General features: G+C 35.8%; 15 protein-coding genes. All 15 read right to left on the bottom strand.

The features are described 5' to 3' along the window. Nucleotides 1-90 precede the first annotated feature (90 nt). Complete coding sequence (locus BUA76_RS00075) at nucleotides 91-1038, bottom strand: electron transfer flavoprotein subunit alpha/FixB family protein (RefSeq protein ID WP_072882404.1); 948 nt, start codon at nucleotides 1036-1038, stop codon at nucleotides 91-93. 120 nt (nucleotides 1039-1158) lie between these two features. Next, nucleotides 1159-1905 carry an electron transfer flavoprotein subunit beta/FixA family protein gene (locus BUA76_RS00070; protein WP_072882403.1) on the bottom strand — a complete coding sequence of 249 codons (747 nt, stop codon included), beginning with the start codon at nucleotides 1903-1905 and terminating at the stop codon, nucleotides 1159-1161. 119 nt (nucleotides 1906-2024) lie between these two features. Further along, nucleotides 2025-2732 carry an SDR family oxidoreductase gene (locus BUA76_RS00065; protein ID WP_072882401.1) on the bottom strand — a complete coding sequence of 236 codons (708 nt, stop codon included), beginning with the start codon at nucleotides 2730-2732 and terminating at the stop codon, nucleotides 2025-2027. Between the two features lie 79 nt (nucleotides 2733-2811). Further along, nucleotides 2812-4254, bottom strand: a complete 1443-nt coding sequence (locus BUA76_RS00060; RefSeq protein ID WP_072882399.1) for a T9SS type A sorting domain-containing protein — start codon at nucleotides 4252-4254, stop codon at nucleotides 2812-2814. A 114-nt stretch (nucleotides 4255-4368) separates the two neighbouring features. Further along, the gene (locus BUA76_RS00055; protein ID WP_072882397.1) at nucleotides 4369-5748 is read right to left on the bottom strand and encodes a dipeptidase; all 1380 of its coding nucleotides are present in this window, start codon (nucleotides 5746-5748) and stop codon (nucleotides 4369-4371) included. A 252-nt stretch (nucleotides 5749-6000) separates the two neighbouring features. Further along, nucleotides 6001-6303 (bottom strand): hypothetical protein, encoded by a 303-nt coding sequence (locus BUA76_RS00050; protein ID WP_072882395.1) that lies wholly within the window; start codon nucleotides 6301-6303, stop codon nucleotides 6001-6003. A gap of 135 nt (nucleotides 6304-6438) precedes the next feature. Beyond that, entirely contained in the window at nucleotides 6439-7587 is a 1149-nt protein-coding gene (locus tag BUA76_RS00045) for a class I SAM-dependent methyltransferase (RefSeq protein ID WP_072882393.1), read from the bottom strand. Nucleotides 7588-7613: 26 nt separating this feature from the next. After that, nucleotides 7614-7997, bottom strand: a complete 384-nt coding sequence (locus tag BUA76_RS00040) for a GxxExxY protein (protein ID WP_072882391.1) — start codon at nucleotides 7995-7997, stop codon at nucleotides 7614-7616. 59 nt (nucleotides 7998-8056) lie between these two features. Further along, complete coding sequence (locus BUA76_RS00035; protein WP_072882389.1) at nucleotides 8057-8497, bottom strand: DinB family protein; 441 nt, start codon at nucleotides 8495-8497, stop codon at nucleotides 8057-8059. Further along, a complete protein-coding gene (locus tag BUA76_RS00030; protein ID WP_072882387.1) occupies nucleotides 8497-9648 on the bottom strand; it encodes a methylmalonyl-CoA mutase family protein in 1152 nt (383 codons plus the stop codon). The genes BUA76_RS00035 and BUA76_RS00030 overlap by 1 nt, the downstream gene beginning before the upstream one ends. 87 nt (nucleotides 9649-9735) lie before the next feature. Then, a complete protein-coding gene (locus tag BUA76_RS00025) occupies nucleotides 9736-10092 on the bottom strand; it encodes an FtsB family cell division protein (protein ID WP_072882384.1) in 357 nt (118 codons plus the stop codon). A gap of 4 nt (nucleotides 10093-10096) precedes the next feature. Beyond that, the gene (udk, locus tag BUA76_RS00020) at nucleotides 10097-10711 is read right to left on the bottom strand and encodes a uridine kinase (RefSeq protein ID WP_072882382.1); all 615 of its coding nucleotides are present in this window, start codon (nucleotides 10709-10711) and stop codon (nucleotides 10097-10099) included. A gap of 121 nt (nucleotides 10712-10832) precedes the next feature. Beyond that, nucleotides 10833-12677, bottom strand: a complete 1845-nt coding sequence (locus BUA76_RS00015; protein WP_072882380.1) for a T9SS type A sorting domain-containing protein — start codon at nucleotides 12675-12677, stop codon at nucleotides 10833-10835. Between the two features lie 119 nt (nucleotides 12678-12796). Continuing rightward, nucleotides 12797-13102, bottom strand: coding sequence for an ATP-dependent Clp protease adaptor ClpS (locus BUA76_RS00010; protein ID WP_072882378.1), 306 nt, complete (start codon nucleotides 13100-13102; stop codon nucleotides 12797-12799). A gap of 20 nt (nucleotides 13103-13122) precedes the next feature. Beyond that, nucleotides 13123-14481: a hemolysin family protein gene (locus tag BUA76_RS00005; protein WP_072882376.1), complete on the bottom strand. Its 1359-nt coding sequence runs from the start codon at nucleotides 14479-14481 to the stop codon at nucleotides 13123-13125. Between the last annotated feature and the right edge of the window lie 208 nt (nucleotides 14482-14689).

The raw sequence follows: 14689 nt of genomic DNA, 5'->3' as shown, positions 1-14689 counted from the left end.
CTTGTCAATTTTGCTTCGCAAGTGAATTTCTAAAATATTCTTTTAAAAATTGACGAGTAAAACGGGATTGACCATTGCCAATTCACTTTTTTATCCTTTTATGGCTTTGATTTTTTCCGTTAATGCAGGGATAATCTGGAAAGCATCTCCAACCACACCGTAATCAGCCGACTTGTAGAATGGTGCTTCCGCATCGCTGTTAATTACTACGATTGTTTTTGAAGAGTTTACTCCAGCCAAGTGCTGAATGGCTCCCGAAATACCTACTGCAATGTATAAATTCGGGGAAATCGCTTTACCTGTTTGTCCAACGTGTTCTGTGTGAGGTCTCCATCCGATATCAGAAACAGGCTTGGAACATGCTGTAGCAGCTCCTAAAACGTTTGCCAGATCTTCGATCATTCCCCAATTTTCAGGACCTTTCATTCCTCTTCCTGCAGAAACTACGATCTCTGCTTCTTTAAGATCCAGTTTTCCGGAACTCTGCTCGTGAGAGATCACTTTCGTATCTTCATTGGCAACAGAAAGATTTTTCACTTCTTCTGTTCCTGAAACCGGGTTTTCTTTAACCCCGAAAGCATTTTGCGAAACGGTAATGATAACACCCGCCGATTCAGCTTTTGCATGCATGAAGCCTTTTCCTGAGAAAGCTCTTCTTTTCACCTGGAATGGCGAAAGGCTTTCCGGAGCAGACAATACATTGGTAATTAAAGAATGACCGTTCATTACAGCCAGCATAGGAGCAATAGATGAAGCATCAGTAGTGTGAGGGAAAACAATGATATTGCCGCCTGCCACTTCACTTACTGCCTGAGCATAAGCTTTTGCCGAGAAATTTTTAAGACCTTCGTCTTTGATGTTAATTACATTGGATGCTCCATATTTATATAACAAATCTGAAGAATCTGTTGGGTTCACAGAGATTGCCGTTACGGTATCTCCAGCCTGGTCTGCAACAGCTTTTGCGTAAGAAACTGCTTCAAAGGCTGCTTTTTTGTAAACTCCGTTTATATTTTCTGCGTATACGAATACTGCCATTTTAATTTTGTTTAAGGTTTAATGTTCAAGATTCAAGGTTTTAATATATTAAGTGCTGAAATAAACACTTTGTTTTGAAAACAATTTTCCTGAATCTTTTTACTTTTTACTTGGTTCTTACTAAATTACTTTCGCTTCTTCGTGAAGTAATCTTACCAGCTCGTCAAGATTGTCCGGAGATACCATTTTTACGGCAGCTCTTGGCGGAACACTGTCAAAAGAAACACCCTGAACTTTTACTTCTGATGAAGAAGGTTCTACTACCTGCAAAGGTTTTGTTCTTGCCGACATAATTCCTCTCATATTCGGGATAATCAGATCTTTTTCATCTACCAATCCTTTTTGTCCTGCGATTACTGCAGGAAGCTTCACAGAAATCGTTTCTTTACCTCCTTCAATTTCTCTTACAGCAGTCGCCTCGCTTCCATTTACGTCAAGTCCTACGGAAGCATTTACAAAAGGTTGATTTAATAATTGAGCAACCATTCCCGGAACCGAACCACCATTGTAATCGATAGATTCTTTACCGCAAAGGATTAGATCATAGCCGCCATTCTGAGCTACAGCAGCGATTTCTTTAGCTGTAGAGAAACTGTCTTTAGGATCAAGATTTACTCTTACCGCATCATTTGCACCGATAGCCAATGCCTTTCTTATAACGGGCTCGGTAGTGGCATCCCCTACATTGATTACCGTTACTGTTGCGCCTTGAGATTCCTGTAATTTAATTGCTTTTGTTAATGCAAATTCATCAAGCGGATTGATCACCCACTGAATTCCGTTTTTGTCGAATGCGGACTTATCCGCCGTAAAGTTAATTTTAGAAGTAGTATCAGGAACACTACTAATGCAAACTAATATTTTCATATGTTGTTTTAATTTTTTTATTACCCTGAAGCCTTAAAGTTTCAATCGCTAATATAATTAAAAAATATATTATGCATGCATAATACTTATTAATTTATTATTCAGCGCATTAGATGTATTTAATTGGCTGGTTTTGTTGCCCTAAATTCGATCTTGCTTGGTAAAACCCTTGAATTCATACTTAAAATATCAATAACAAGGTTCCCCATATCTTCCGGCTGGATCTTCCATGAATCTTTCTCGGAAGGAATATTACCGTTGAAATGAGTTGCCACCGAACCCGGCATAATGACAGTAGATTTGATATTATATTTTCTGAGGTCGATCATGGCGGCCTGTGTAAATCCTACTACTCCAAACTTGGAAGCATTATAACCTGCTCCGTTCTCAAAAAAGTTAGCTCCTGCCAAACTTGAAATGGTAATATAATAGCCTTCCGTTTTTTTCAGTTCCTCCACAGAAGCTTTTAATGTATAAAAAACTCCCGTTAAATTCGTTTCGATCATATCATTCCATTCTTCTGCTGACAACTTATCTACAGGTTTGAAAACACCAAGTCCTGCATTAGCAATAACAAAATCCAACTGCCCGAATTTTCCAACCGTATATTTCACGGCTTCCTTTTCGCTTTCGAGGCTTCTTACATCAGAAACGATTCCGAGAACATTTTCAGAGTATTTTTTTAATTCCTGTTCCGCTTTTTCCACATCGTCTCTTTTTCTCCCTGAAAATGCAACAGAAACACCGTTTTCGAGTAAAACTTTTGCAATTCCGAATCCTATTCCTTTGGTTCCGCCTGTAATATAGGCCACTTTATTTTTTATCATATTTTTTGATTTAGTTCTTAAAAATAAGAAAAACGCCCCGTTTGGAGCGTTTTATGAATACTAATATTTGTCAGTATATTTATTTTTTGATGAATTTTTCTGTGACAACACCATTAACTGTTTCTACAGAAAGAAGATATGTTCCTGCTGAAAGATGTTTCACATCAACAGTGTTACCGTTCAATTTAACCTCAACTTTTCTTCCAGTCATATCAACCACAGAAACTGCATTGATTTTTGAGTCTGTTTTGATGTTTAAAATGTCAGATGTTGGATTAGGAGAAACAGATAATAAAATATTATTGTGAATAGTTTCTTTGGTTCCTAAAACAGATGTTAAACTTACATTGTCTAGCCTCAATGAGGTTGAAGTAGTTACAATTGGTGTTTCATTACTAAAGATTAAATAATAAGTACCTGCTGACGGTGCAATAAAATTTCTAGATTGCTGAACATATGTAGTACCAGTAACTGTAATTGTAGAGCCAATTAAAGTTGCTCCCGTTAAAGACGGTGTCGTATTATAGTACACTTTTAATGTCTGTGCAGTTCCAACAGCAGTTCCTAAACGAGTCCAGAAATTAAATGACACATTTTCTCCCGTTGATAAATTAAGGGCACGAGAATATAATTGAGCATTAGTGACTGCAGTAGTACTTGAATTTGAAAAATAATATACTGTTCCATTTTGGGCTCCTCCTGTTGCATTTCCAAGAGACCATGTTGAACTACTAAAGCCATTACCATAATCAGGAGCTTCAAAACTATTAGAGAATGGAGCAGCTTTTGCTAAGAAAATTGAGAAAGGTCCAGTCCAACTACTTTGAGTAGCTCCGCAATTACTTCTTACATAATAGCTATGATTACCTCCTGAAGGTAATCCTGATAGAGATGTATTAATTGTTGTTGTGTTTTTTATAGTTCCTGTTCCTAAAGAAAAACCACTAGGACCATGTTGTACATCATAAGAAGAAGGACTACCAATTGCTGCGGTCCAGCTAACCGTTGCTGAATTAGCTGTGATATTTGATGCTGCATTTATCGAGAAGTCATTTGGTTTAATACATGTTGGCGCAGTAAAATTAAATGTAAAATCAAAACCTAAAGAAGAATATGCATTATCCCACACAATATAATACGTTGTTCCCGCAGAAACAGGAAAAGTAATCGATGAAAGATAGTTTGTACTAGAAATGTCATCATTTCCATTATAACATGATAAAGCACTACAAGCACCAGTAATTATAGAAAGACTTGTATCATCACTTTTTGTTACCCCATCATTTTGGGGCAGGTTTGATGATATTGTAACCTCACCATTTACGGTAGGAGTATAAGAATACCATATCGCTTTAGGGGTAGTTGCTGGTGCACTACCAGCACAAGTTCCTACATAGGTACCTGTTAATGTAGGACAAGTTAAAGTTCCATTTCCGGTGATTACTGTAGGTGCGGCACAGGATAACTGTCCGAATGCATGGGAGCTTGCCATAAAAAGGAAAGACAATAGAATTTTTTTCATAATATTTTTATTTAAATTAATTTCATGTAAATATAAATTTTACTCTAAAAATAAGCAAGCATTATTAAAAAAATAAAAAATCCCCAAGAATAATATCTAAGGGATCTATTTTTATCATTTTGAATAGTTTTCAAAAAATTGTGGTATGCTTTCAATTCCCTTATAAAAATTGAATAACCCGTAATGTTCATTTGGTGAGTGAATCGCATCAGAATCAAGCCCGAATCCCATCAATACAGATTTTGCTCCCAAAACCTGCTCAAACATTGCGGTAATAGGAATACTTCCTCCCCCTCTGTACGGAAGAACTTCTTTTCCAAAAGCAGATTCCATAGCTTGTTTTGCAGCTAAAAATTCTTTTGTATCAGTTGGCAAGACATACGGCATTCCTCCGTGATGTGGCGTAACTTTTACTTTTACATTTTCCGGAGCAATTTTTTTAAAATAATTTGTGAATTTCTCTGTAATTTCTTCAGGAGTCTGATAAGGAACAAGACGCATCGAAATTTTAGCAAAAGCTTTTGATGGAATTACCGTTTTGGCACCTTCGCCTGTATATCCGCCCCAGATTCCGTTACAGTCTAATGTTGGGCGAATAGATGTCCTTTCCAGGGTTGTATATCCTTTTTCGCCTTCCACACCGTTCAGTCCGATTGATTTTTTAAATTCTTCCGGATTGTCTTTCAATTTGTTCATCTCTGCTCGGTCAGCATCCGAAACAGTTTCTACGTTGTCATAAAAACCATCTATGGTGATGTGTCCGTTTTCGTCAATAAGATTAGCAATCATTCTTGAAAGTACATGGATAGGATTTGGAACCGCACCACCGTACAATCCTGAATGCAGGTCTCTGTTTGGCCCCTCCACTTCTACTTCCACATAACTCAGCCCTCTTAAACCTGTAGTAACCGTTGGCTGCTCATTGCTGTAAATATGGGTATCGGAAATTAAAATACAGTCGCAGGAAAGTTTTTCTTTATTTTCGTTTACAAAATCTCCAAGACTTACCGAGCCTACTTCTTCTTCCCCTTCCAGAATAAATTTAACATTGCAAGGAAGCGTATTGGTTTTCATCATAGCTTCAAACGCTTTGAGATGCATGAAGAACTGTCCTTTATCATCGGCAGAACCTCTGGCAAATATTGCTCCTTCCGGGTGAAGTTCCGTTTTTTCAATATAAGGTTCAAAAGGTGGTTTTGTCCAAAGCTCTAAAGGATCAGCCGGCTGCACATCATAATGTCCGTACACCAGAACAGTCGGCAGGTTTTTATCTAACATTTTTTCTCCGAAAACGATAGGATATCCTTTTGTCTGACAAACTTCTACATTGTCGGCTCCGGCATTTTTAAGGTGTTCTGCCACAACATCTGCACATTTTAAAACGTCATCTTTATACGCCGGATCTGCAGAAATAGAAGGAATTCTCAGTAATTCAAACAATTCATCCACGAAACGCTGTTTGTTTTCATTGATGTAATTTAATGTCTCTTGCATTGTAAAATATTATTTCGTTAAAAGTAAAAAATTTGCCCCGCCGGAACAAACAAAAAGATATAATTTTCCTCAGGTCTAAAGTAATCCTACAAGAATTTCATTTGGAAAATTAATTACGAATTAATGAAACAATCTATTGTTGTTTTTAGAGTTACGGCGGCGGCTTTGCCGCCGCCGTAACTCTAAAATTACTGAAAGTAAATAAAAAATGTCCCACAGAAATGAGGGACATTTTTTATTTCGCCTAATAAATTAGTGTTCAGCTTTTGGATTCTGAGAACCTTCGGGTATCGGAGTAGCATCAGAATGCTTATTATCTTCTTCTTTATGCTTCGGAGCACCGGCTGTATCTGTTTTTACAGGAGTTTCATGACCGTCGTGTGCATCGCCTCTGTATTCAGAAAGATTATCCTGTTCGCCGCTTGTCTGTTCGTCATCAGAATATCTTTCCACGCCTTCCTCAAGTTTGATAACTTTTTTGTTACCACCTGCCTGGATCTTTTTACAGCTTACCGCAACAGTAGCAAGGGCTAAACATATAACTAATTTTTTCATATGGAAAATTTATTTTTTAAAGGTATATGAAATCGCATTATTGCAGCTATTTACCTTATTTCAGCCGTCAGCGATTGCATGCTTATTTTTTTAATTGCCCAAAATTAAGAAATCTTGCATTTTACAGCAACATTTTTATACTGATTTTAATATTATTTTCCCTTTTTTGGATTGCGTAAAAATAAGGTAATTTTCACCTCCGTCTTTTATGCTGTACTTTTTCTTGATCTCTTCCGGTTTCAGGGGATAATTTTTTGAAATAATGTTGTACTGGCTTTTCTTTTTAATGTTTTTAGCATCAATACTTTCCATTTCAAATATTCTTCCAGGAAAATCCTGCATCAATGAATCTGAAGTATAAATATGAGTGTTAGGATGAAGCTTTTTCAATCCTGTTTTCTGTGAAATAAGATTAAAAATCCCTGCTTTTAAAATAGTATTATTAGGTATATAGATATATTTTTCCGGCTCCCCATATTCTGCAACGGCATTTTCTTCATCTCCAAATATAAATTCAAAAACCGGATCATCGCTTTCGAGGTTTATGCAATTGCAGAAAATTCTATTATCTTTTTGATTGGATAAAAAAATCACAATTTCTTTTACATCATTTTTAACGGCAATAATATCGATCCTAAAAATAGAAGGTACAACAGATACCAGATATTTTATATCTATTAAAGGAGATAGTTTAATGACCACTTTATCAGCGGACGAAACTAATTTCTCCTGAATGGCAAGAATATCCGGCGATAGGTCTTCCAGCAGGAAAACCTTGTTTTTATTGTTATCTCTGCGAGCCGGATCCATGTAAATTACGTCAAATATTTCGTTATTTTCTTCTAGAAAGTTTTCAAGTTTTTCGTTGATGAATGTCGCTTTTTTCCCTAAAATATTCCAGTTATTACGAACAATTTCCAGAAGATCCGGATTTTGCTCGACAAGTGTAATTTCATTAAAATTTTCAGATAAATAATAAGCATCAATTCCAAATCCTGCAGTAAGATCGATAAATTTTTCACCCTGCAGAAGTCTGGATTTATATTGAGCTGTTTTTTCTGACGATGACTGCTCCAGATTCAGCTGTGGTGGAAAAACGATGCCTTCCTTTAATAAAAAAGAAAACTTTTTCAGTGCAACCTGTTTTCCTTTAATCTGCTGTACAATCTCGTGCATGGAAACTTCCGGAAATGGCGATTTTTTCAATAACAAAGCATGTAAATCTGTATTGAGATTTGCATTGATATAGTCCTGAACTTTTATATTTAATAATTTGTCTCCCACAGATTTCTCAGATCGCCCAGATTTTATTAGCTAATATTTCCGTTTATTTTTCTGATTATACTTTTATCAATATAATCTGTATTAAAATTAACTAATAATCCTAATTTAAGACCTGTTAGTTTTAGATAAGTTAATAATTGTTTGTGATGAACATTACTGATCTCCGGAATTGATTTTATTTCAACAATTACTTTATTTTCAACATTAATATCGGCAATAAAACTTGTATCAATAACAAAGCCTTTATATTCAATGGGAATTTGGACTTGTGTTTTAACAGCTAAGCCATTATTTTGTAATTCGTAAGTCAAAACTTTTTCATAAACCTTTTCCAAAAGTCCTGGTCCAAGTTCATTATAAACAGAAAATATAGATTTTCTGATGTAAAAACTAATTTCATTTTCATTCATTTGTGTATGCAGTACTATTAATTTGTGTTATCTGTGAGATCCGTGGGATAGATTAAAAACTATCTTTTATAAAAAATATAATCCGTTAAGATTGGGTTTATTCCGTTTTGCTTCAGTAAAGAATTGATTTGTCCACGGTGATAGGTAGAATGATTGATGGCCTGAAACAGCATTTCAAAAACGGTATTTTCAAAATTTGTTTCCTTCGAGTTCTGATAGTTGACTTTTTGATCCGCATCAAAATTTTTGATGATTTCAATACTTTTCTTAAAATTGCTTTGATTGATCTCCTCCAGCATTTCAAAAGGATTGATCTGCCATACTTCAAATGGCTGTTCTCCTGAAATTCTTGAATTCCAGATTTGCTGAGCATTTAAAATATGATTGATAAGACTGATAGTCTTTTCGTCAACTTTTTCAATATTTTCACCAATAACTCTGATCATTTCACTATTAAAGTGAAGAGTATACTCAAATAAATCAATTAATTTTTCTTTCATTACTCAAACATCTGAGCCCAACGTACCGGTTTTATTTCGCTCTCATGATAAAGGTCTTCTGCAGATTTTTTAACTTCTAATTTCGGGTACAGATTAACGCCAATCAGTTTTATTTTGCCCTCTTCCACCCACTTTTGTTCTTTCAGGGCATGATCATAAACCTGTTTCTGGATCATTCCTTGTTTCATAAGTTCAAGATAACCGCCAGCTTCCTCGATTTTAACAAAATAATTCCAGGATTTTTCTGCGATCTGACGGGTGATATCTTCTATAAAATAACTTCCGTTTGAGGCATCTTCAAAAACATTGATGATACTTTCATAAGCAAGAACAATCTGCTGCTTAAAAGAAATTTCTTCGGAGTTTTCTGTTGATCTGTCTACCAGATAATTATTGCTGAAAACTGCATCTGCTCCGCCAATCATTGCCGCAGCGAGCTCCAGGGTAGAGCGGATCAGGTTATTTTCATTATCTGATACTGCTTTATTTCTCAAGGATGTTTCTGCGAAAATATAAGGAATTTCATCGGCATCATATTCTTTGGAAAGCTGGTTAAAAACAAGCTTAAAAGCTCTTAATTTAGCCATTTCGAAGAAATAATTTGCTCCTATTGCCATTCTGAAGATCAGTTTATTTACAATTTCGGGACCGTACCGTTCAATCAGTTCTTTGGTTTTGGCCAACGCAATTCCCAATTGCTGATAAATGGCTGCTCCTGCATTCTGATGAAGAGATATATCAACGCATATATTTCTTCTAAATTGTTTTGCCAGTAATTCTTTAACCAACTGATCATTAATCACTGTCTCTTTTTCATCAAAAACATCAATTAAAGAAAAGTATTGATCCTCTTCTTTAGGACTGATATGTCCTGCGAGATCAGCATTATCAACAAAAATAGTCTTCTGTAAAAGGTTTTCCACATTATGATCCAGAAGAAATGCATATACATCTTCTTCAACGCTTTCGTGATATCTTGCCACAAGATGGGTATTTTCTTCAACTTTCGGAAGGTTGATCAATGGCTGCGGAATTTCATCGTAGAAAGGTTTCACGGTGATTCCTTCTAAATTTTCTTTAGTAAGAACAGAATAGATATCTTCGGTTTTAAGTTGTTTCTTAACTAAGTTTTCCCAAGCTATGTTTGACATGGATAATGAATTGGATTATTTTGAATGATCAATAGTGAATTTAACTTGACAGCAAGGCGAATTGACAATTCACATATTGATTTAAAATTATTTTTTAGCAATATTTGTACTGTCTACCACGAGAATAAAAATCTCTTCATTCGGTTTTTTCATGAAGTAATTTTCCCTGGCGTATTTTTCTTTTTCAGATTTGTTGTTCATCAGCTTTTTATAAAAAGCGTCATTTTTCTCATATTCGGTTTTATAGTACTGAAGCTGTTCTTCATATTTGTTGATCTCGCCATTCAGTTCATTAATTACCAAAAATGAAGTTTTATCGAAAAAAATCATCCAGACCAAAAACAGACAGATCGTAATGGTATATTTATTCAGCAGATATTTCTGAATGAATTTAAAGGTTTCCGATTTCGGCTGAATATCTTTGATAAGTTTGCTTCCTTTCATTTTATTAGTGTTTTCTCAAAGAATTTTTTATCACAGTCGTTAAAAAATCAATCGCTACGGAATTCTGCCTCATATTAGGGATAATAAGATCCGCTTCATTTTTTGAAGGCTCAATGAATTCCTGATGCATCGGTTTAAGTGTCGTCTGATAACGGTGAAGTACTTCATTAAGATCCCTTCCTCTTTCCTGAGTATCTCTTTTTATCCTTCTGATCAGTCTTTCATCGGAATCGGCATGTACAAACACTTTCAGATCAAATTCCTTTAAAAGTTCTTTATTCGTGAGAACAAGAATTCCTTCCACTACCAATACGTTTTTAGGTTCTACCGTAACGTGATCTCCGGTTCTGGAATGCGTTACAAAGCTATAAATCGGCTGCTCAATAGGTTCGTTGTTCTTTAAAGCTTTTACATGTTTTATCAGTAAATCAAAGTCGATGGACTTCGGATGATCATAATTTAAAGCTTCTCTTTCCACTAAGGTAAGATTATGATTATCATGATAATAATTATCCTGGGAAAGGATGTTCATTCCTTCAATATCAAGCTGCTGTATTATTTTGTCAACAACCGTAGTTTTGCCGGATCCGGTGCCTCCTGCAATTCCTATTACAAGCATTCTGTTTGTTTCTTTATAGTTTTTTACAAATATACTATTTTAGTTGAATGCAAATAAAATAATGCTCCCTGAAATTATTCAAAACAAAAATCCGATGTACAATGACACCGGATTTTGATTTTTATTTTTTGATGAATTTTGTTGATAATTCCAAACCTTTTATCCTCAGAATATAGTCTCCAACTGCCAAATGAGAGACGTTGACTGTATTCCTTCCGTTGGCAATGGTTGTTTCCATTACTTTTCTTCCTTCCATATTATAGATTTCAACTTTTTCTTCTTTGCTGATTTTCATGGAAATATGTAAAATCTCTGAAACCGGATTTGGATAAATGGCAATGATTTCTTTTTTAGAAAGATCCTCTACACTTAACTGACATGAGTAAGCCGGCAATGTATATCCTGCAGCTGTAAATTCTGCCGTGATCTGGTCAATATCATTACAATTAAATCCAAATGTTCCCAGCATATCAATTGCAGCCTGTCTTACGGCAATCGCAGCATTTTGCTGATTGGTATTGGAAGTAGTGAGGCTGAGCCCTTCCAGAAATGCTCTGTCTGTTTTTTGTTTTCCGATGGCATCATAAATCCGCATCAATGCAGATGCCCAAATTTGTCCGTTTGTATGAATAGAACTGGTTAATCCGCTTGGATATATTGCAGCATAATCTGTAACTCTTCCATTCCAGAAAGAATTGTGACCGTCCCAATTGAACATCCACTGGTAAGCAGCATCAGTGGGCTGCCACTGATTAAGGCTTCTACTGTATGACTGCGCCCAATAGTCTCCGCAACCTTCGCTCAAACCGTTAACCTGTGAAAGATTTCCGTTGGTAAGCCAGTCGTGAATTCCGTGACCCAACTCATGCAGGATAACATCGGCATCTTCAGCGTCGTCAACCCCTCCTTCCCCGAATACCAAAACCTGGCTGTTGGGATCATAGTGAGAGTTGTCGGCACCGTTTTCTCCATGAGGATCAAATGCAAGAACACCATTATTCATAACCGGAATGCAAGGAATTCCCAGTGTTAGATTAATATAGCGAAGATTGTTGTCAAGATGCCAATACGCATTGGCGGCTTCAAAACCATCCTGATTTCTGTTGAATAAAAATTGGTTGCTAGTCTGGGTGAACAGTCCTTTGTTAGGCGCTTCCAATTCCTTAATCTCTACATAGGTACCTTTTAGCTTGTATACACCTGCTGTCAGCTCCAATTCGGGGATGGTAACCAACGTTCTCGCCGCATCCAGACTGGCGTTTGTAGCATCATTTCCGTCTACATATTGTCCGCCGTATGCAACCTGCATTTTGGAAAGAGGATCGGGATTAAAGATATATGCAGAACCTGTTACCAATACATTTTTTTTAACTTCCTTCTGTTTTTTGTTTTTTTCGGGTTTTTCTTTCTCTTTGTGTCGAAAAGAAATATCTTTCACACTGATTACTTCACCCGTTTTTGCGTCAATGATGGTTTGCCAGCTTCCCGGATTTTCATAAGAATTTGTCAGGGCACGGTAAACCAGCTTTGTTTGACCCTGCTCTGTAACATACACATAAATTTTGGCTTCTTCAAAAGTAACATCTCCTTTAGAATGCGAGGCAAGATGCGCTTTTTTGAGAGCATCAACTGATGAAATGACAGGATCAGTGTTTATCTGCTGAACATTTTTTTTGAAACTTTCAGTAGCCGTATAGCTTATCTGTCCACTTTTATTGAAATGCATCACAATTTCTGATTGAAAGACAGGCACATTTCCTATCATCTGCTGAAAACGAAGCGTTTCTCCCGAATTTCCTTTTCTCACATAGTTTAATTTCAGTGTGGTGAAATCCTGAAGTCCAATACTTCTTGAATTTTGAGTGATCCAGTTTCTTGCAGAATTTTCCAGTGATGACTGCTGACCATATAAAGCCGTGCATGACATTAAACAGCCAACAAACAAAGAGGTAATTTGTAATTTCATCTAAATAATTATAATTAGCGGCAACAAGTTACAAATTTTTAATAAATTTTTATGGATCTGGCAAAAAATCTATAGATTTTTATAAAAGAAGAGCTTCGGCATTTGCTGAAGCTCTTCTTTTATACGATTTCACTGGTCAATTCTCTTGAAAGCAGCTTTTCATGCATCGGTTTCAACAGATCCATAGACCCTGTTTTTACAGTACATTTACCTTTAAAATGAACAAGAATGGTACACTGTTCTGCCTGTTCCTGTGTATGTTTGCAAATTTCAATCAGGCAATCAATTACATAATCGAAGGTATGAACGTCATCGTTATGTAAAACCAATTTATACACTTCATCCGTATCATCCAGCACAAGCACCTCTTCTTCATACTGTCGTTTCGGATCTTCGTAATCTCTGATGCTGTTATAAAAAATCATTACAATTTATTTAAATTAGATCAGACCTCGCCTATTTTTTCAGCGAGATCATGGATATTGTTAGGTTCTTCATATACCAGTTCTACTAATTCCACACTTTTATTATTCATTTTTAATATTTTAAAATGATAACTTTCAAGATCAAATTCCTGGTTTTCTTCCGGGATATCTTCTAAAGCATGAAGAATAAATCCTGCAAGAGTATTGTATTCGCTTTCTTCCGAAAGAGGAAGTTTTTTAGGTATGAATTCATTGATTTCGTCAAGTGGCTGGGTAGCCTGTACCCAATAGGTATTCTCTCCTATTTTATCAACAATTTTTTCTTCATCATCCTCTTCATCCTGAATTTCACCTACCAGTTCTTCCAGAATATCTTCAAGGGTAATAATTCCTTCTGTACCTCCGAATTCATCTATCACAATGGCAAGATGCTGTTTTTTCTGCTGGAAAATTTTAAGAAGGTCTGAAATCTTTTTACTTCCCACTACAAAAAATGCATCACGCATCAATTCTTTAAGATCATCATGGCTGAGTTCACCTTTTCTTTTAACAAATTCCCTGATAATTTCTTTGGTGTAAAGAATACCAATCACATTATCGATAGAATCAACATAGACCGGAATTCTGGAATACCCACTCTCCATAATTTTATTGATGATTTCATTCACATCTTCTTCAAAATCGATAGAGGTAATATTTTGTCTCGGCACCATGATCTGTTTGGCGGAGTGATCCGTAAAATCGAATGCATTCTTAATGATCTCATAGTTTTCCTCTTCAATTTCTCCACTGTCTGCACTCTGTTTTACCAAAAGCTGAAGCTCTTCAGTAGAGTGTATTTCGTGTTCGGAAGCAGGGTGAATTTTCACCAATCTTAAAAAAGTGTTGGACATTAGGTTCATTAACCAGATAAATGGCTTAAAAACAGTATAGAACACTCTTAAAGGAATAGCCGTTGCCATTGTGGTAGATTCCGATTTCCTGATTGCAATAGATTTAGGAATAAGTTCTCCGAAAACAATATGCATAACGGTGATCAAAACGAAACTGGTGATTACGGAAATTGAGGTAACCGTTGTTTCTGTAAGATCAATATTAAGTGAGCTGAAAATATTTTCAACAATATGATGCAATGCGCTTTCTCCTACCCAACCAAGAGCAAGGGAAGCCAAAGTAATACCAAGCTGTGTTGCAGACAGATATTCATCAAGATGTTTGATAATATGTTCTGCCTGTTTCGCCATAGAGTTTCCTTCTGCGGCTTTTAACTGAATTTGTGAGTAACGTACTTTAACAATTGAAAATTCTGCGGCTACGAAGAAGCCATTTAATAAAACAAGTAATAAGGCCAGCAAAAGCCTGACTATGTCCGAATCCATTTAGAAATTGTATATAATTTATTGATACAAATATATACAAAATAAAAATAACAAAAAGAAGCCGTCTCACAACTGAGGCGGTTTTTTTTATTAAAAAAAGTTGTAATATTAGCGAGTATTTTGTATATTTATCTGGTAATCAGTCATATATATGGGATTTAGACATTATAATCAAAATCAGCTGGTTTTGTTTCCGCACACTTTTGAG

It is taken from the genome of Chryseobacterium takakiae (assembly GCF_900129385.1).
Lineage (GTDB): Bacteria > Bacteroidota > Bacteroidia > Flavobacteriales > Weeksellaceae > Chryseobacterium > Chryseobacterium takakiae.
The sequence above is the reverse complement of the archived record's forward strand: the minus strand, read 5'-3'. Positions and strand labels throughout refer to the sequence as shown.